Annotated in this window: 16 protein-coding genes and 1 pseudogene; 8 read left to right on the forward strand and 9 right to left on the reverse strand. The window is 51.6% G+C overall.

Features of this window, described 5'->3' with window-relative positions; genetic code table 11:
* Nucleotides 1–16: 16 nt before the first annotated feature.
* The 5 genes from recJ to GEI7105_RS0105495 form a co-directional block, all read right to left on the reverse strand.
* Nucleotides 17–2,326, reverse strand: coding sequence for a single-stranded-DNA-specific exonuclease RecJ (gene recJ, locus GEI7105_RS0105475; protein ID WP_051044119.1), 2,310 nt, complete (start codon nucleotides 2,324–2,326; stop codon nucleotides 17–19).
* Between the two features lie 59 nt (nucleotides 2,327–2,385).
* Entirely contained in the window at nucleotides 2,386–2,838 is a 453-nt protein-coding gene (locus tag GEI7105_RS33160; protein WP_017659479.1) for an STAS domain-containing protein, read from the reverse strand.
* 44 nt (nucleotides 2,839–2,882) lie between these two features.
* Nucleotides 2,883–3,044 carry a hypothetical protein gene (locus GEI7105_RS38250; RefSeq protein WP_158413166.1) on the reverse strand — a complete coding sequence of 54 codons (162 nt, stop codon included), beginning with the start codon at nucleotides 3,042–3,044 and terminating at the stop codon, nucleotides 2,883–2,885.
* A gap of 153 nt (nucleotides 3,045–3,197) precedes the next feature.
* A complete protein-coding gene (locus tag GEI7105_RS29200) occupies nucleotides 3,198–3,767 on the reverse strand; it encodes a DUF3611 family protein (RefSeq protein ID WP_017659481.1) in 570 nt (189 codons plus the stop codon).
* A gap of 348 nt (nucleotides 3,768–4,115) precedes the next feature.
* Nucleotides 4,116–7,718: a hypothetical protein gene (locus GEI7105_RS0105495; protein WP_017659482.1), complete on the reverse strand. Its 3,603-nt coding sequence runs from the start codon at nucleotides 7,716–7,718 to the stop codon at nucleotides 4,116–4,118.
* A 17-nt stretch (nucleotides 7,719–7,735) separates the two neighbouring features.
* On the opposite strand from GEI7105_RS0105495, the gene GEI7105_RS0105500 reads away from it, so the two are divergent.
* Nucleotides 7,736–8,437 (forward strand): phycobiliprotein lyase, encoded by a 702-nt coding sequence (locus GEI7105_RS0105500; RefSeq protein WP_017659483.1) that lies wholly within the window; start codon nucleotides 7,736–7,738, stop codon nucleotides 8,435–8,437.
* Nucleotides 8,438–8,571: 134 nt separating this feature from the next.
* Here GEI7105_RS0105500 and clpS read toward each other — a convergent pair whose 3' ends face one another.
* Entirely contained in the window at nucleotides 8,572–8,895 is a 324-nt protein-coding gene (clpS, locus tag GEI7105_RS0105505; protein ID WP_017659484.1) for an ATP-dependent Clp protease adapter ClpS, read from the reverse strand.
* A 238-nt stretch (nucleotides 8,896–9,133) separates the two neighbouring features.
* Between clpS and GEI7105_RS0105515 the strand changes: the two genes are divergently transcribed.
* The 3 genes from GEI7105_RS0105515 (at nucleotide 9,134) to GEI7105_RS0105525 (ending at nucleotide 12,206) form a co-directional block, all read left to right on the forward strand.
* Nucleotides 9,134–9,886 (forward strand): WecB/TagA/CpsF family glycosyltransferase, encoded by a 753-nt coding sequence (locus GEI7105_RS0105515; protein WP_017659485.1) that lies wholly within the window; start codon nucleotides 9,134–9,136, stop codon nucleotides 9,884–9,886.
* A gap of 52 nt (nucleotides 9,887–9,938) precedes the next feature.
* Nucleotides 9,939–11,003 (forward strand): lipase family protein, encoded by a 1,065-nt coding sequence (locus GEI7105_RS0105520; RefSeq protein WP_017659486.1) that lies wholly within the window; start codon nucleotides 9,939–9,941, stop codon nucleotides 11,001–11,003.
* 72 nt (nucleotides 11,004–11,075) lie between these two features.
* Nucleotides 11,076–12,206: an AI-2E family transporter gene (locus GEI7105_RS0105525; RefSeq protein WP_017659487.1), complete on the forward strand. Its 1,131-nt coding sequence runs from the start codon at nucleotides 11,076–11,078 to the stop codon at nucleotides 12,204–12,206.
* A 29-nt stretch (nucleotides 12,207–12,235) separates the two neighbouring features.
* Here GEI7105_RS0105525 and GEI7105_RS0105530 read toward each other — a convergent pair whose 3' ends face one another.
* Entirely contained in the window at nucleotides 12,236–13,075 is an 840-nt protein-coding gene (locus GEI7105_RS0105530) for a response regulator (RefSeq protein ID WP_245555375.1), read from the reverse strand.
* A 147-nt stretch (nucleotides 13,076–13,222) separates the two neighbouring features.
* Entirely contained in the window at nucleotides 13,223–13,441 is a 219-nt protein-coding gene (locus GEI7105_RS0105535; RefSeq protein ID WP_017659489.1) for a photosystem II protein, Psb35-related, read from the reverse strand.
* A gap of 221 nt (nucleotides 13,442–13,662) precedes the next feature.
* On the opposite strand from GEI7105_RS0105535, the gene GEI7105_RS0105540 reads away from it, so the two are divergent.
* Nucleotides 13,663–14,061 (forward strand): ArsR/SmtB family transcription factor, encoded by a 399-nt coding sequence (locus GEI7105_RS0105540; RefSeq protein WP_035492445.1) that lies wholly within the window; start codon nucleotides 13,663–13,665, stop codon nucleotides 14,059–14,061.
* Nucleotides 14,062–14,242: 181 nt separating this feature from the next.
* Nucleotides 14,243–15,726, forward strand: a pseudogene (locus GEI7105_RS29205) (transposase); the annotation flags it as partial.
* A 130-nt stretch (nucleotides 15,727–15,856) separates the two neighbouring features.
* Here the strand turns inward: GEI7105_RS29205 and GEI7105_RS0105555 are convergent.
* Entirely contained in the window at nucleotides 15,857–17,347 is a 1,491-nt protein-coding gene (locus GEI7105_RS0105555) for an IS5 family transposase (RefSeq protein WP_017659491.1), read from the reverse strand.
* Nucleotides 17,348–17,700: 353 nt separating this feature from the next.
* Between GEI7105_RS0105555 and GEI7105_RS0105560 the strand changes: the two genes are divergently transcribed.
* Complete coding sequence (locus tag GEI7105_RS0105560) at nucleotides 17,701–18,399, forward strand: MBL fold metallo-hydrolase (protein ID WP_017659492.1); 699 nt, start codon at nucleotides 17,701–17,703, stop codon at nucleotides 18,397–18,399.
* 26 nt (nucleotides 18,400–18,425) lie between these two features.
* Complete coding sequence (locus GEI7105_RS0105565) at nucleotides 18,426–19,211, forward strand: sulfite exporter TauE/SafE family protein (protein WP_017659493.1); 786 nt, start codon at nucleotides 18,426–18,428, stop codon at nucleotides 19,209–19,211.
* The last annotated feature ends 111 nt before the right edge of the window (nucleotides 19,212–19,322 follow it).

The raw sequence follows: 19,322 nt of genomic DNA on the forward strand, positions 1-19,322 counted from the left end.
ACTGGCAGCGCAATGGTTACAATGCCACTACGTCTCGAACGATCGAAATAGAAGCTTTGGCGAAGTAACTGCGGCGAAACTGTTCTTCATGGATGGCGTCTAAAAATCGGTCGATCGCCTTGCTGTTGCGTGGAATGTCTTCGAGAGGTTTCGGTTGCCAAATGGCAACGGTATTGCCACGGGCGATCGCTCGAAATCCTATCTGGTTCAGCATTAAAAATCCTAACGCCAAGGTGCGATCGCTCAATCCCAACTTATCGCGAATTTTAGCCGTCTCTACCCATTTCTGAGTCCGATTTAAATATTTCGCAATTCCTACCAACTGCATAAAAATCTCCTCCGGTAAAACGGCTTCCGGCTCCGAATAAGCGAGGGCAAATTCTCCCGTCGATCCCACCTCTTGGCGAACTTTGTGAAACCAGCGTTCGAGCTGTTCCCAACTACTCGGACAGGTTTCCAATAACGGCGGGTGAGGCTGGGGAATTTCTGCTTTAACGCGCCAGTCGAGAAGGCGAAATTCCGGTGTTCCCACGATTTCCGCCGCCTGTCTTTCTAAGGCAGATCGCACGTCGATTAACCGAACTTCATAGCGTTTTTCGTAGGCGTTAAAGTCCAGTTCTACCACCGCATCGCAGCGTCCTTTTGGAACTTCGTTTTGATAATGTCCCCACCAAACACCGGGAAATCCAGTTTCTGCGGTTTCGTCCCAAATTTTAAAAAAGGTGCGAATGTACTTGACCGTTTTTCCCGTACTATCGCGCAGGTTTTTATTCCAAACGTCCTCGAACCAACAATCGCGGACTAACAACTGAGGGACGGGATTTCCCATCCCGCAGGGTTCGAGATATTTCAACTCTTTAAATAACTCTCGTCCCAACTCCGCCACCGTCACCGTCAGATCGATTCGCTGTTGAGACGCCACCCCACCCGTTCGTCCCAACTGTTGCGCCAGTTCTCGGTTGATGGCTTCGGCGAACAAGTCCAGGTTCGACACCGGAAGACTCAACCCCGCCGCGAAGGGATGGCCGCCGAAACGATGTAGGAGACGGTCTTGAGATTTGACGAGGCGGTAGAGGTCGATGCGATCGACCGATCGCGCCGAACCCCTAGCCATCGGCGGCTCTCCCGTGGTTTCGGTACGGAGTAAAATCGTAGGACGACCGTAATCCTGGGCGATTTGACCGGCCACCAATCCCAACACCCCCACCTCCCACTGGGGATCGCTCAACACGATAACGCTGGTGGTCGATAAGTCTAATTGCGCGAGTTTGGCTCTGACGCTGTCGTTGACTCGTCGTTGCAGTTCCTGGCGTCGCGTGTTGGCCAGTTCTGCATCTTGCGCGAATTTTTGACAGCGTCTGACGTCGCGACTGGTGAGTAACTCGATGCAAAAGCTGGCGTCCCCGTGAATGCGGCTGACGGCGTTGATGCGCGGTCCGATCCCGAAAGATACGTCGCTGGGGCGATCGCCACTGCGCTTACAGCGTTTTAGCAGTTCCGCCACGCCGGGACGGGTGGGATGGGTTAGCTGCTGTTGGAGCTTCTCGAGACCCACTTGCGCTAAATAGCGACAGTCGCCGCTGAGTTCGACCAAATCCGCAATTAAACCGATCGCCACTAAATCGAGTAAGTCTTCGAGAGGCTGTTGGGGAATGTCGGGAAGGGTTTGATAGAGAGCTTCGACGAGTTTATAGGCCACCGCCACCCCCGACAGGTGATAGAGCGGATGGGTTTCGGGAAGGTTGCGAGGATTGACGATCGCCTCGACCGGCGGCCGGTGTTCGGGGAGGGTATGGTGGTCGGTGACGATAACGTCGATCCCCAACTCGGCGGCGAACTGAATTTCTTCGAGGTTCGTGCTTCCCGTGTCGCAGGTGACGATGAGATCGACTTTTTCATCGGCCAGGCGTTGGATACCCCGTCGGTTTAAGCCGTGGGAGTCAGTGAACCGGTTGGGGACGAAATAGGACAGTTGCCGATCGCGATCGAAAAACTGCCCTAGACCTTCCCACAGTACCGACGTTGCGGTCACGCCATCGGCGTCGAAATCGCCCCAAATCGCCACCCGTTCGTTGCGCGATCGCGCCTCCCTCAAACGACGGACGGCTCGCCGGATTTCTGTAGCAAACTCAAAGGGGTCAGTACTTCGGTACTGCTTGGGGTCGAGGAATCCCGGTAACGCTTCGGGGTCTCGGACGGATCGATTCCAAAGTAGAACTGCCAAGCGTTCGCACCGACCAACGGTATACTTTTGAAGCGATCGAACAAACTCCGGTGGTGGAGCTTCGTTTGGGATGCGATGCCAAATTTTTGGGGGGGCTGACATGGCATGATTATATCACTTCCCCCGCGTCGTCCACTTCCTCTCATGAGCCTTGTTTTAATCTAAGTTTCCAACTCTATTGAATACGAGTCGCGAACTTCTAGCGATGTCGGTTGTGACGCGATTGTCGGTGGGGAAGATCGCTCGGTTGGGAGTTGGGAGATATCGGCCGCTGGTGTCAATGGTGAAGGGTTCGGCCGAGACTCGGAGGTTTTGTCTGGCGATTTACCTTGGCGAATCTCGAAACTGTTTTCGAGGTGGGCGACTTGCAATAGCGATCGCACGGATTCTGAGATATCTCGCAATACGAGCTTGCAATTGGCTTTACTCGCACAACGACGCAAGGCCACTAAAGCGGTCAAGCCGTTGCGATCGATCGACCGGACGTCAGAGAGATCCACGATCCAAGTCGTTTGGTTTTTCGGACTCGACGCTACGAGAGATTGGAGCTTTCGGCGGAGTTTTGCCGCGCCTCGAGCGTCTAGCTTACCGTGAGGTCGAAGTACAATCGCCATCGCCGCTTTCGGTGTTCCTGTATATGCCGAACGATCTTACTATTTCAGGTTTCGCGCTGAAGCTCAGTAATTGAAATCCAACGTCGGCGCGATCGTGCAGAGTTGCTTGACGTGATGCTCGACGGACGCCACCTGCGATCGCGATCGCTCGCTGTCACCTCAACAGGCTCCGATCGCAGCAGACGAACTGGCTGGGCTACCTCCAAACCCGGATCGTGCTGTTTTTTGCGAACTCAACCCGTGTTTTGGGGAGGAAGTACTCCGATCCTATCCTGAAACTCGGACGGACTCGGTTTAGCTCACGCAAACTTTGAACGGTTTTTACAAACTCTTTAAAAAACAAGACCGAAAAACCGGATTTAAGATCGCGTCGATCGAGATGGCGATCGCGACGATAGGGAATACAGCAACCATCCTCCGACGATAATTCCCACTAATTCGGCGGCTACGATGTTGATACTCGCCTGCAATCCCACAATTTCTAAGGGGGCGATCCCCGCACCTTGACTGAACACGGCCGATCCTTGCCCCGGCGTCGAGATCGTCGAACCCCCTTGGGGGACGGACAACACCCGAAACAGCAGCCGTCCGACTTGTCCCAAGTTCACCAGAACGCCGCATACTGCTCCAATGACGTTCGCCACGATGCCGATCCAAACGCACCGCACGACTTCAGGTTTGGGGGGACACCGTTCGGGATCGTCAAGTTTTTCTGCCATTTGAATGTATCGATAACACCAGTAAATGGTAAATATCAAAACGAGCAAACACGCGTACGATAAGACAATTCCGATAAAGTTACTGCGTCCGGCACTGCTGCGAAAGAGTAATACGAATACTAAAATCAGAATGGGAATAATGCCGAGAATAGTTTGCAAGCATAACCCTAACCATCCTCCACGTCGAAAGGCGATCGCGATTTTATTCATGGTCTTTTAGTCGATCGTAAAGTGTCATTCATCCTTTCAGTAAAACGTTATTTATTTTTTAAAATTTTGCTTAAATTGATTTAAATTTTAAAAAATTATAGAAATATTTAATATTTTTTAAGGTTAGATAAAATGTATCATATTTTTTTGCAAAGATATAATTTTAAAATATAATTTTGAGGTGGACTGAATCGAGCGAAACCGAAACTCAACAACAGCTTAATTCGTTGCAGAGACTTCAATTTTATGAATTTACTTTTTTGAGATTTTCCCATTAAATCACATAAAAACACACCAAGATCGAAAAAAAATCATTAGTATCTGGAAAGTTCAGTTCAAAAAACGACTTCAACGATCGCCGGTTTTAAAAAGTCCTTCCGGTTCGATAAGTTTGGGAATGCGGTGCTGAAAATCGGTCGGGGCGAGCGGTTCGATGTCGGGGTCGAAACCGCCGACTTGGAACGACTGCTGTACCCGCAGCGACGCCCCCAACTGTAGAAAAATTAACGCCATGCGATCGTGTGCCAACCGAGGTAACAACGTTCGCCAACTCGCCAAAACATTAGCGAGGGACTTCAACGGCGTTTCTTCGGGATACTGTCCCAAGCTCGATCGACCGTATTTCCAATCGGGGCGAACTTTTCCGAGGGGCGCTAGTTCGGTTTCTAACGTGGCCACGAAAGTCGCTAACTGACAAAATCGCTGAGTCTGGGGACTCTCGGGGCGATCGCGCAGCCACTTCACTATATTAGGGTTTAACTTAATTTCAGCCACTGTCCGTTCGAGCGCCACATACAACGCTTGGGACGAGTCCTGAACGCAAGAGTTCACCGCAGACACGAACGTATTTCCCGTTCCGTCACCGACACGATATCGCGCCCCCATCACGTCCAACTCTCGCACCAAGCGATCGAACGGCGAAAACCGCATTCCGTCGAAATCGTAATCTTCCGTCAGGGCGGGAAATTTAACGAGGGTATCGCAAATCGGACGACAACCGAGCCATCCCCACTGACGATCGCCCGCGTAGCAGTTCCACGCCACACGCCCCGCAATCAGTCCGTCGGGATTGTGAGTGTAAATTTGGTGGTATTCGATGTCAAAGCGTAACTCGTCCGTCAGCGGTTCCCGTACCACCTGCGCCACGCCATAGGCAAAATGCCCGAAGTAAATGCCCATCGGGGCAAAATCGGGGTTTTTACCGCCAATGCCGCCGTACAAGTGCATGACCAATGCGCGATCGCCCTCTTGCCAGGTCAGCGCTTTTTCGGTCGGTAACAGGTTGACGGTGCGAACCCGTCCTTTTAACTCGCTGGCGTCTTGCCAGTATTCTCGATTGATAAATTCGAGGGTGGCGTCTTCGCCGCTGACGAGGCGATCGCCCGGTAGCGCAAACAAGCGACGGGGCGCGATCGCCGTGACGACAAACGTTCCCGTTACCTCCGGCGCACCGTAGATATACCAACCGTCTTCGTTAACTCGAGAACAGTCTAACCCCCGATTCGACGATGGAAACACCCCTCGCATATCGTCGACGACCTGGGGAACGCACACCACCTCTTCCACGCCGTCGAAGGTTCCCGAATCGCGGTTGTAATGGCGCACGGGAGCGCGATCGCCGCTTGAGGATTCCCCAGACTCGACGAACTGCACGAGGCCGTAATACCGTCCCGACACTCGAACCGGGTCGCGATCGATCTTCAACCTCACCTCACCGTCAGTTTCTTCAACGACGATCGCCTCCGACAACCCCACGAGAACGTCGTCGTCAGGATGCGATCCCGCCAGAGATTCCAGCGGCCCCACCGCCGTCCACCCATCGAGGCGAGTGGGATGGACGTTCCCCTGACGCTGGCTGACGCGGGTGCGATCGATAAACCGTACAGTTTCCGTCACCCGTTGCACGTAAGACCTGACCGTTTCGTCCTCCTCCCGCCAGTGTAAGGCGATCGTCCGTCCGACGAGATGGGCAAACTCCGGCGGGGCGCAGTGGACTTCCAGCCAAACCCCGCCCCCAGACAGGCGGCGATCGCGATCGGGTAAAATCAAGCGTCCCACCCAAGGCGCGATCGCCCGGTAGCGATCGCCCGGTACGGCAACGTTGACCGGGTAAAAGTCCGGTCGGTTAAACGCCGCCTGACAATACCGTTCGTAGTTGCTGACGGTACGGAAATCGTCGGGATTCAAACCCGATCGCGCCCAATCTTTCAGCAAAATTCCCGTTACGATGGCGATCGTTTGCTCTAAGTGCGTGCGATCGTCCGCCAGCTTTGCCCGAGTCCCCATCGGCCCGGTTTCGCCGTTGTGACCCACCTCTCCCAACGACACGAACGCAATGCGCCCGCGACGTTTCGCCCGATTCCAGTTCGACAGGAACGCCAGCGGCCAGCGACCGGGAAAGATCGCCGCTCCCAACTTTTCGACGAAATCTTTCTCGCCAGCCAAGTGATACAGCCGTTCGACCGTCATCGCTCCCGTATTGCCGCTGATGACCCCCGCCAGAGAAATTACCTCGATGGGAGCTTGCGTCGCCTGCTTCAAAAACGACACCGCCCCCATCGACATCTGACCGCCGCCGCTGTATCCGATCAGCGTAATCGGCGTTCGGCTTCCGATGGGATATCCGTAACGCAGCAGACTCTCGAAAAGGACTTGCGCCACACCCTGATTTTGAATCGGGCCGTAGCGAGGATCGGCAGAAACGGCGACGGCGACGATATTTCGGGCGTTGACGACAAAACCGATCGGGTTGGCGGGGTTGCGTTGCGTTAGCGATTCGACAACGCGCCACCACAGAGAAAACAGACTTCCTTCACCGATCGGTCGGTTGGTGACGGAATAGGGAATAATACCTTTGACGAGGAGAACGTTCGACGGGAGTGCCTCTGTTAAATCGTCGAGCAGTCGTTCGACTTCTGGCAAATATTCGTAAGTGCCTTGGTTGATGCCGTCGAGATAAAGAACGTAACGGGCAATGTCAGTACGGGGGGGCGGTTTTTCGACAGCAGTTCCCGACTTCAGGGGTTCTCGACCGTACCATCCCGCCCACCAGGTTAGTGCTTCGAGGGGCGTCAGCAAGATGGAGACGAGCAATCCCAGAATAAAGATCGTTGCGAGGTCGATCGCCAGTTTGACCGTTCGGTCTAGGGCGTTGTAGGTACTCGCGAGCCAAGTTTGGGAACTCGGAGACAGCAGTAAAGTTAACGCGAATACTGTGACGGCCAGGACGAGAAAGAGTTTCCAGGGATCGAAGCGCAGGGGTTTCGATCGCTGCTGCGCCCGGACGAATTCTACCGCGCGATCGAGGTCTGAGGGCATCGGCGGTCCAGCGAGAACGAGCTGTTCGAGTTCTCGAGGGTCGGTCACGAGTTGCGTTCCGGCCGCCCAGTCAGTCAGCCAGCGACCGAAAGCGGCGATCGGACGGCCGACAGTCCGTTGCAGGAGTTGCAACACCAACCACCCCGCACCGCCGCAGGCGAACGCCCACCACGTCCCCAGACTGCTAATGACTTTAAGGGCGGTTATCGTACCGAGCAATGTCCACAAGGATAATAGAATCCCGATGGGAACGCCGAGGTAGGGCAGTCCCACCGCGACACCCAACAGTTGGGGCGCGTAACTCAACGCCAAAGTCGCGGCCACGTCAGCGAAGGCGAGACGCTCTGCCAGCAACAGGTTCGCCACGAGCCAGGTACTCAACGCCCATCCGCCGTAACTGGCGGCGAACAACACGGCGGCGATCGCCACGCTGAGAACGAAGCGAAAGGGTTTGATGCGGTTGACGAACAAGACGACGCACTGTCCGAGGGTTTGGGACAACCCTGCCAGGAGAACGACGAGAATCGCGACCGTCGTTCCAGAGGGTAGCGTGTTAACGGCGTCAAATGCCTCGGGATCGAGGTTTAACGCTCCCCAGACCAGTTCCCAAAAGCGATCGAGCGCAGTTGACATAGGCTTGCGGAGGGTCGATGACACCCTGCGATCGAGATACTCCCAAATCTTATCCGATTCGAGAGTTTGGATTTTTACAATTTATTGCGGTGGCCTTCGGTGCGATCGCCAATTCGGGAGGGTCGAGCGATCGCGTAAGATATCTGAAGGTCATTTGTCCGTTTGAAGGACTATCGCAAGTAAGAGTTAATACAAGATCGATGGACGTTCTCGAATTTATCGACCAGTGTGCGGGAAAGTGGTTTTCGCAGCGAACCAGTCACGCCGTTCCTCCTCGGGAGTTAGAGGCAGGAAAATCGGATTTATGGATCGATCGCCTACCGACGGAAGATCGCGCGACGATCGATCGGTGTCAGTCAGTGGGACTCTCGAGCGATCGCGTGTTGTGCGCGTTTCGTTCCCGCTGGGAAGGCACCGTCGGCACTTCCGCCAGCCCGCACAAAGGCTCGACGATGCTGGTGTTCGTCGCAGACGGCGATCGAGCCAACGCGGGCAAATTTTGGCAATGGTCCGAACATCAAAACGCCGCCCCCGTCACGGGAGAGTTCGTCCTCGGAACTGACGACGCGTTAACCCTATTCGCTCGTGCCGATGAATTCGAGTCCGAGGAACGGCTGTGGTTCGTCAGTCCCAACCTCCGAGAGCGCACTAGCGTCGTCCGACACGCCAACGGCGATCGCTACGCGTCCTTCTGTTCTGAAATCCGCATGGGACTTTAACAGTGAGCAGCGAGCAGTGAGCAGCGAGCAGTGAACAGTGAGCAGTGAGAATAGTTAACAGGTAACAGTTGCTCCCCCTCTCCCTCTCTCCCCCTCTCCCCCTCTCCCCCTCTCCCTTGCTCCCCTGCTTTCCATCACGCCGGTTCGATCGGTGCCATAGTCAGGCCGGCGCGGCTCAGCTGCATATGGTAAAACTCGGCCTGTTCTTGGGGACCGACCCAAACGGTCGCCTGACCTTCGTAATGAACTTGATTGGTCAGTTCCCAGGCGCGATCGCTCGTCATCTGGGGAATGTATTTCATCAAGCAGGCGGCGACGTGTTGGAATGTGTTGAAATCGTCGTTCAACACGATTACCTTGTAGTTCGGATAATGTTTGCGCTTAACTTGACTCGATCGGCCTGGCGCGACGGTCGGTGCGGTGGTGGGACTGGCTACGGCGAACTGCATGACAGTCATGAATTTTCCAAAAAAATAGAGGTCAATGCGATCGCTCGATTTGCGGAACGTTGAAATTCGCTTTTGAAAATTTTAACAACAACCCGGGATTTCGTGAGGAAAATTCGATCGCTCTGGCGGTGAAACCATAAAGTCCCTTGAAAGTTCCTCGAAATTCACACAGAACCTTGCAGCAACCCGGTAAACTAGACTCCGCAATCGATCCGCGTGCGATCGCGCCTTTGGGACTCTCGAAGCTATGTCAGAAACTCTAGACACTTCTGCCTTAGATACCGTTAGCGTGTTGGGAATGCCCGTGCATCTCTATCCCGATTACGTGGCATGGCTGCATTCTCGACTCGACCGACATCTCGGTACTCACGTCGTCACCCTCAACGCGGAAATGACGATGCAAGCTGAAACCAACCCCGCCCTCGCCAACGCGATCGCTCGAGCCGAACTGTCGATCCCCGACGGTGCGGGTGTCGTTCTTTATTTACAACTGTTGGGACACCGCGTCAAACGCTGTCCGGGGATCGAACTGGCGCAAACGCTACTGTCGCAACTCGACTCGTCGCGATCGGTCTTTTTCTACGGGGGCAAACCGGAGGTCGTTCGACAGGCCGCCGAGACCCTCAAACAACAGTATCGAAACTTGAATCTCGTCGGGGTGCGACACGGCTATTTGTCCGACGAGGAACGACAAGATTTGACCCGCGAGTTACAACAGAAACAACCCGATGTCGTGTTGGTCGGGTTGGGCGTTCCCCGTCAGGAACTCTGGATTGTCGAACACCGCCATCTCTGCCCCAATGCCGTTTGGATCGGCGTCGGCGGAAGTTTCGATATTTGGGCCGGTGTCAAAACTCGCGCCCCGGACTGGATGGGAAACAACCATCTAGAATGGGCGTATCGCCTCTATCAAGAGCCTTGGCGCTGGCGGCGAATGTTAGCGTTGCCGAAGTTTGCCTTCAAGGTTTTGGGCGATTTCGGACAGCGTAAAGTTTTTTAACCGTCTAGCCTTTTGGCAACGGATTCAAACTGTGACGGGCGAGGGGGACACGATGGCGAAATTGAATCGTCGGCAAATGTTGATTGCGGGGTTAGTGGCCGGTGCGGCGACGAGCGTTACGGTAAACTACTTGCGCGATCGCATGGCCGAAGACACCTCTGAGGGTAAAGCCGATCTGGGGTTCGAGGAAGAGACTCCCCTCGAACGGTTGTTAGAAGTCCGCGATTCGGTCACCCTCACCCCTCCGGAGGTTCCCTACGATCGCGCGTTGTCGAGTTTTTTCGTGCGTTGCTGTCGTCTGGGAACCGAACAGTATCTCAAAGCCGAGCAAAGTCTACAGGATGCCTTGCAGTACGACGGCGCGATCTCCCAACTCGAGAGCTATACGGAGGAATTTGAGGCTTACCGACAGGTGGCGTCGTTCAAAGCGGAACGAGAACCGGGTTTCCTCGAAAAACAAATCAAAAAGCACGTCTTGAAGGAGATGGAGGTTCCAGAAATCCGACAGGTATACTACGGATTTGTTTTAACGTCTCCCCAACACCACATTGTCGTGTTTCGCGGAACTCAGGAACTCGACGAGTGGATTGCAAACCTCGATGCCTCTCAGGAATACTATCGGATTTACGATATCAGTCCCGGTCGAGTCCACAAGGGGTTTAATGACATTTACCAGGAAACCCTCGACGAACAAGTTCGAGCGGTCGTCGGCTCTCTCGATCCGAATTTACCCTGTTACTTTACCGGACACAGCCTTGGGGGAGCGTTAGCGGTTCTCGCCGCGATCGATATTGCCGAATCCTTTAGCGATCGCCGCGATCGACTGCGAGCCTACACCTACGGAACTCCTCGCGTCGGCGACCCGATCTTTGCCAAATACTACAGCGAGTTAGTCCCCAATACCTACCGCATCGTCAACATCGCCGACGTAACCCCCACGCTACCGCCAACGGTCTTAGGGAAACAAGTGTACCTCCACGTCGGCCAGGAATGGTCGTTTCTCAATCAAACGGGAGATATGAGTCCGAACCACCAACTCGCTGCCTACCGAGCTGCGATCGAGCGCCAAATCGAACAAACTGACGTTACGTCCTATAACAACATCGCGACGGGATAGCGGTTTTGGAGTATTTTCAAAGCAAATCCCGTCAATTTTCGATGCGATCGTTCAATGTGAGGAGTCAACGTTGTGAAACTTGGGGATTGGATCGCCGTTATCGGTTTTATCATATCTATTACCATAATTTGGCAGTTTCGTCAAATTTTATTGTTGGTTTTTACGGCGATGGTGTTAGCGATCGCCCTCAACAGTCTCGTGCGCTGGATTCAGCAGTTCGGAATCCGTCGCGGCATCGAGATCGGTCGCGGAAAAGCGGTGTTGCTGTCACTGCTGTTCGTTTTGTTATTTGGCATCTTGTTTGTCGGACTCGTGGTTCCGCCGTTCGTCGAGCAGTTCCAACAACTCCTCGAACTGGTTCCCGTGGGGCTGCAACGGTTTCTCGCGTGGCTCGACGGCGTCCTCGAAAATCCCCCCACATGGTTGAAACTCGAGGAAATCGACTTACCCGACTTCTCCGATTTCACGCGCCAAGTCGGGCCGCTGGCCGGAGATCTACTCGGAAACTTCTTTACCTTTTTCTCGAACTCTCTGGCCGTTTTACTGCAACTGCTCCTCGTCGTCGTCCTGACGGTGATGTTTCTGGTCAGTCCCACGTCCTATCGCAACATGACGATTCGGCTGTTTCCCTCGTTTTACCGACGTCGCGCCGATGAAATCTTCACTGCTTGCGAAACCTCTCTTCTCAACTGGATGGGGGGAATCGTCATCAACTCCCTGTTCGTGGCGAGTCTCAGCGCCATCGGCTTAGTTGCGTTGCAAGTTAAATTTGTCTTCGCTCACGCGCTCCTGGCGGGTGCGTTTAACTTTATTCCCAATATCGGCCCGACGATGAGCGTGGTGTTTCCCGTGTCTGTAGCACTACTGGATACGCCCTTAAAAGCTTTGGCGGTTTTGATTTTGTATTTGGTCATTCAAAACCTGGAAAGCTACTGGTTCAGTCCGATGGTGATGCAAAAGCAGGTGTCTTTGCTTCCGGCGGCGACGTTGACGGCGCAAATTTTCTTCGCCACGTTTTTAGGGTTGTTGGGGCTGATTTTGGCGCTCCCGTTGGCTGTGGTGACGAAAACTTGGATCGAGGAAGCGTTTATTAAAGACGTTCTCGATCGCTGGTCTGGCCGTCCTCAGCGTCAGATTTCCCGTCAGGTGGCCGCCTTGGAACGGGCCAATCCTTCTGATGCGATCGACGATCCCTGGAATTGAGATCTCGCAGCGATCGCTAGACTCCCGTTCTAGACGCGATCCTCGGCGTGTCGAAACAGTTCCCAATCGGGACAGGTTGGGGTTTCGCGATCGAAGGGATGCGGCGCACAGCGAACGTCGTCGTCACCGTGGTAGTACTTGCAGGCGTGGCACGGACGCACTCGCCCCAAGATTTCTCGCCAACCTGCGATCGCCGTTTCCGCAGTGTGACGAGATCTGACCGCCCAGCGATCGCGCGGTTCGAGATGTAATGCTTTTTCAAACGCATCGAGGGCAAATTCGTACAACCGCATCACTTTCAATCCATAGCGCGTGACAGCTTCGCGGCGGTGTTCGTACAGTCTACCTTGCTCGAACAACAGCCATCCGTATTCGCTCCAGGCGTCGGCGGAATTCGAGTTGTCGTCCGAGGGTTGACAGTCTGCGATCGCCCGATCGATCGTCGCCAGCAGTTCCCGAGGATGCCAGGGTTTGCTGATGTAGGCTTCGGCGTGTTTGAGACTCCAGTACAAGGCGATGGTTTGAGAATTTCCCGTCAGCATCACCACCGGAACCTGGCGAGTTTGTGGGTTGGCTTTGAGTAACCGACAGGCGGCGTACCCGTCGAGATTCGGCATCACCAAATCCATTAACACCACGTCGGGACGGGATTCTTCAACTCGTTCTAGGGCTTCGACCCCGTCGCAGGCGGCAATGGCATCGAGTCCGCTCCATTTGAGCTGGTACGCGATACATTCTCGTTGGCTGCGCGAGTCTTCTACGACGAGGACGGTACTCATTGACGGAAGTGTAAGGGATAGGAGACGACTCGAAAAATCGAACGGCTTAGGCTTAACGTACCCCAATCCTTTTGAAAAAGCGGCACTCACCGATCTTTCCCGTGATGGATCGATTTGGGAGTCTCTCGGTACATCTTTCGAGTCGTTTCGATGTCTTTACGACGAAAAAGAGGCTGACTCCGGAGTCAGCCTCGAATCTTTTGCAGTTTTTAACGCGATGCGCTGCACACTATCGATCTAGCTCTTGGTGGCAAAGGCGTCCATGCTGTAAGCGGGGGTGCGATCGCTGTAGTCGGTTTGGTTTCCGGTGAAAGACTCGGCCAGGCGATCGAACTCGTCAGAATTCCAGTTCCGCTCGTGGATGGGTTTGGTTTGTTCGCCTCGGAAATAGGCTTGGGTTCCGATCAGTGCTGCGGCAACCCAACCCACGACGAGGATTCCGATTACAAATGCCATAGTTATTGTTCTCCTGATGAGGGACGACTCAAACGCTCGAGTGCGTTTCGTTTTATCTATCTGTTACACATCATAACATTTTGTTAAGCAATGTAAATAGCGCTTGACAAAAAATAAGTTGTGATATCCGTAAACGAGCCGAACCTTCCTCCGCGATCGCCGATCCTTAAAACTTTGTGATAATATGAACATTTAAGCGTTGTTGCCCCTTCGGTGTTAATATGTCCGATCGATTGTCCGCTCCGTCATCCACGTCTGACTGTGGATTAATTGATGCTTCCCCCGAAGCCCTCGAAACGATCGCTGATTTTTTCAAGGTCCTTTCAGAAGTCAACCGCTTGCGAATTGTCTGCTGTCTCAAATCTGGCGATAAAAACGTCTCGCAAATCATTGAAACCACGGGTTTGGGACAAGCCAACGTCTCGAAACATCTGAAATTATTGAGTCAAGCGGGAATTGTCAGCCGCAACCAACAAGGGGTCAACGTTTTTTACAGTATTTGCAATCCGCTCGTTTTTCCTTTGTGTAACCTCGTCTGTCAAGCACTGACAGCACAGATGCAGCAACGCAGCGAACAGGTCGAACTGTTGAAAAGTTTGCAACAATCGTTCGATCGATGAGTCGTAATATCTCAGTCGTGCAGAAAATTTTTCGAGAACGGGGATTGACAAAAACATATTTTAGGGCTTGCTGAAAAGAAGTGAAAAGCTTACGGTGTAAGGCTTAGAGGAGTCTTGACGTGGCTTCGAGAACCCGAAAAAGAGGTAAAATTGGAAATTCCCGTGCATCCGGCAAGAAAAAATGTATCGAAAATCACAAAATCCTGACGCGCCCGAAGAAGCCTTTGAACTTCCTTTTGAAGGCAAGTTGTGTGAAGAAAATCGTTGGGTAATTTTGGCGAACCTCATTCCCTGGGCAGAATTTGAGGAAGAATATGCCCAGAATTTTTCTGAGGAAATGGGAGCGCCAGCGAAACCATTTCGGATGGCACTGGGAGCCTTAATTATTAAAGAAAAATTGGGAATAAGCGACCGAGAAACTGTCGAACAAATTAAAGAAAACCCTTACCTACAGTATTTTATCGGGGAAAAGAGTTATCGAAATGAAGCGCCTTTTGATGCTTCAATGATGGTTCATTTTCGGCAAAGGATTGGTCGCTCTCTAACTTCAAAAAATAAATCGAAGAATTGTCCGACAAGCTCGAGGATTTCAACGGGAGGAATCTAGCACAAAAAAGTCAGAAGGAGTCGAAAGAAGAAAAGAAAATAGAGGGAAACTCTTAATCGATGCGACCGTCGCACCTGCCGATATCAAATACCCCACCGATGTCGAACTGTTAAATCAAGCGAGGAAAACCACCGAACTCATCCTAGACATTTTATATAAATCCCTGAAGGGCCAACTGTCTAAAAAACCTAGAACCCACCGAAAACTCGCCCGAAAAGAGTATCTCAAATTTGCCAAAAAGAGGAGACCCTCTCGCAAAGAAAGAAGAAATGCTAGTCAAAAAACAACTCCAATATCTTCAACGAAACTTCCAAAACATTGAGAAATTAATTGAGAAAGGAGCGAGCCTAGAATGCTTAAGCCGAAGGCAATACAGGAATTTATTAGTCTCCAGTGAAATTACCCGTCAACAGCAGTGGATGTGGTCAAATCATAAAAATAAAATCGAAAATCGCATCGTCAGTTTAACACAACCTCATCTCCGTCCAATCGTCAGAGGCAAGGCAGCAAGTCCTACGGAATTCGGGGCTAAGTTATCAGTCAGTTGTGTAGAAGGATATGTATTTCTCGAAAAAATTAGTTGGGATAATTATAATGAAAGTGGAGATTTAATCTCGCAAGTCGAAGCTTACAAAGACTATATGGGAGTTTACCCCTCATCGGTTCACGCCGATCGAATTTATCGAACCCGAGCTAATCGAGCTTGGTGTAAAGAAAGAGGAATTCGTCTCAGCGGACCGCCTTTAGGAAGACCTCCTAAAAACCTCAGCCGAGAAGCCAAAAAACAAGCCCAGGAAGATGAGCGCATTCGTAATGCAATCGAGGGGAAATTTGGACAAGCCAAAAGAAGATTCAGCTTAAGTCGTGTTATGGCTAAACTGCCTAATACTTCGGAAACCTCCATCGCTCTGACCTTTTTAGTGATGAACCTGGTGAAGCTGAGCCGGCAGTTTTACTGTCTTTTTTTGTGTCAATTTTTCCCAAACTTCATAATTTTGTCGAGAAATATTATTGTAACTTATAAAGTGGACGAGTTAAGTCAATTCAGATTTATACCTTGAGTAAGACGGCTTCTTGTTCATTTTCCACCCCCAGCTTTTGATAACTTTTTCAGCAAACCCTATTTTAGGGCTTGCTGAATAACTCCAAAAAACAGGGTATGGACAGTTGACAAGAAATGGAACAGAGTTAAGCATAAGCTATTTTTTTGGTATAAAATAGCTTGATATAACTCATCCTAATAATTTGGAACACAAAATCAGAGTTTTGGGAAATTTGACACAAAAAAAGACAGTAAAACTGCCTCAGCAGCTTCACCAAATTCATCACTAAAAATGTGAGGGAGATTGAGGTTTCTGATGTTTGAGCCAGTTTAGTCATGACTCGCCCCAAACCAAATCTCCGTTTTCCTTGTCCAAATTTACCCTCAATTTCGTTCCGAACTCTCTCATCTTCTCGTTCTTGTCTTTTCTGTTCTTTGCTCACCTTTTTAGGCGGTCTTCCCAAAGGCGGACCACTCAAACGAATTCCTCGTTCTTTACACCAAGCTCGATTAGCTCGGGTTCGATAAATTCGATCGGCGTGAACCGATTTTGGGTAATGTCCCGTCAGTTCTTTATACTCCTCTACTTGCATTTTCAAGTCGCCAGTTTCGTTATAGTTGTCCCAACTGATTCGCTCCACAAACACATATCCATCCCAACAACTCACCGAGATTTTGGCTCCGAATTCTGTATTGGCTCTCGCTTTTCCTCTCACGATCGGACGCACATGAGGTTGACTGAGACTGACAATCCGATCGTCAATCCGCTCGGTTTGATTTTCGAGCATCCATTGCTGCTGACGGTAGATTTCTACTCCGACCAATAATCTTCTGTATTGCCTGTGGCTTAAGCATTCCAGGCTCACCCCTGTTTCAATTAGCTTCTCAATATATTCCAAATTTCTTTTCACATACTTCAGTTGTTTCTTCACTGCATTGATTCGTTCTTTTCTCGATTTCTTCTTCCTTTTAGAAAATTTTAGATACTCTTTACGGGCTTGTTTTCGATAAGTTCTCGGTCTTTTCTCTCCTTTTACCTTCTGTTGTTCGTGCATCTTATCGACGATCCTTTCTGTGTCTTTTCTGACTGAATTTAACAGATCGAAATCCGTGGGATATTTAATATCCGCTGGTGCCACCGTTGCATCGATTAAGAGTTTTCCTTTATTATTTTGACCGTCTTCTCTTTCTCCGGCTTCTCCGAGCTTTTTTTCGGTGGCTTCCTTCCCAAATCCTTGGGCTTTTTTGACCATTGATTTATTGATTCTACCCAGAAACTCTTCCCCAATTCTCTGACGGAAGTGAACCATCATTGAGGGGTCGAATGGGGCTTCACTACTGTAACTCTTCTGACCGATAAAATACTGCAAATACGGGTTCTCTCGGATCTGCTCTACGGTTTCTCGATCGCTAATTCCCAATTTTTCTTTGATAATTAATGCGCCGAGCGCCATCCGAAATGGTTTCGCTGGCGCTCCCATTTCCTCGGAAAAAATCTGGGCGTATTCTTCCTCAAATTCTGTCCAGGGAATGAGTTTTGCCAGAATGACCCAACGATTTTCTCCACACAACTTTTCCTCAGAGGAAAGCTCAAAGGCTTCTTCGGGCGTGTCGGGATTTTGTGATTTTCGATACATTTTCTCTGACTGGATGCACGATAATTTTCAATTTTACCTCTTTTTCGGGCTCTTGACGTCACATCTAGACTCCTCTAAGCCCTACGCCGTAAGCTTTTCACTTCTTTTCAGCAAGCCCTATTTTATGTTAAATAAACCAAGCCAGATCCCCGGCATCTTGGAGATGCCGGGGATCTCCGGCAAAAGTTTGCAACAATCGTTCGATCGATGAGTCGTAATATTGACAGTTGAGTCATCGATCTCAGAGGTGGGGACGTTAGCTCTCTTCTGGAATTGACAAAATATAACTAATCAATCAAATAATTGTATACAATCGATAACAGAGTCTTCCGATCGCACAGAGGGCGCAAATTATGCTGTTCCGACAACTCTTCGATCCAGAAACCAGTACTTATACTTATCTCGTTGCCGACGAACTCAGCGGTGACGCGGCCGTTATCGATCCGGTCGTCGCGCAAGTCGATCGCGATCGCACCCTCATCGACGAATTGGGATCGACCCTGCGGTACGCCATCGAAACCCACATCCACGCCGACCACGTGACGGGAGGCGGGAAACTGCGCGAATTCACGGGATGCCAAACGGTCGTCCCCGAAAACGCCCAAGCCGACTGTGCCGATCGCATTTTGAAAGACGGCGAGGTATTGCAAGTCGGTCGAGTATCCATTCGAGCGATCGCCACCTGGGGACATACCGACAGTCACATGGCGTATCTCATCAACGGCGATCGCGTCCTGACCGGAGATTCCCTACTGATTCGAGGCTGTGGACGAACCGACTTCCAAAGCGGCGATGCGGGAACCCTCTACGACACCATCACGCAGCGGTTGTTTACCCTACCCGACGAAACGTTGGTGTATCCCGGTCACGACTACCGAGGACACACCGTTTCCAGCATCGGCGAAGAAAAACGCTTCAACCCTCGTCTAGCGGGTCGCGATCGCGCTGCCTTCATCGAACTGATGGAGAATCTCAACCTTCCCCAGCCGCAGCGGATCGCCGAAGCCCTTCCCGCCAACGTGCGATGTGGCTGCGTGAGTCAGAACGCATAGAAGAAGTATATTTTGAAGTATATTTTATGGAAGTTATCGCCCCCTCGGTCTTGACTTGGGCGATCGGACATTTACTAGCCGTTGCGATCGGCTTGAGTTTGGGACTCCTCGGCGGAGGCGGTTCGATTCTAGCCGTTCCCACGCTCGTCTACGTCATGAGCTTACCGACGAAACTCGCTGTCGCCACGAGTTTGTTTATCGTCGGCCTCGTCAGTCTCGTCGGCTTAATTCCCCACTGGCAACAGCATCACGTCAATTTGAAAGTTGCCTTCATTTTTGCGCCCTTTGCCATAGTAGGAGCCTATGGCGGAGCGCAAATCGTGACGTTACCCTTTGTTACCGACACCGTGCAACTTTTGAGTTTCGGGATAATCATGTTGGTGGTGAGCCTCTTGACAATTCGCAAAAGCGATCGATCGCCTTCCAAAACAGCAACTCCCACTCAATCCCAGAGGTGTGATGCGGCAACTTTACCCGTCGTTGGGGTTTTCACTGGCGTTCTGACGGGATTTGTCGGCGTTGGGGGTGGATTTGCCATCGTTCCCGCCCTCGTATTGTTGGGTGGCGTTCCTATGAAAGAAGCGATCGGCACCTCGTTACTGCTAATTGCTATTAACTCCGCCAGTGGCTTTCTCGGCTACATCAATCAAGTCGATCTCGACTGGCCGTTAACTCTATCCTTCACCACCGCCGCTACCCTGGGAACGCTCGTCGGTGGATATCTCGCCAGAGCGATCGATGCCAAACACCTACAAAAAAGCTTTGGCTATTTCGTTTTAGCTGTCGCTGTGTTTACCCTTTTGAACTTGTGATACGGAATCCAGGTTTGAAAACCCTGTTTTGCGGCCCTCGTCGTAAATTCCCTGTAAGCCAAGACTTAAATCGATTTTAGGCGATCGCTTTAAGAGGGGTTATGGTGTGCG

This window comes from Baaleninema simplex PCC 7105 (genome assembly GCF_000332355.1).
In the GTDB taxonomy this organism is placed as follows: Bacteria; Cyanobacteriota; Cyanobacteriia; order Cyanobacteriales; family Geitlerinemataceae; genus Baaleninema; species Baaleninema simplex.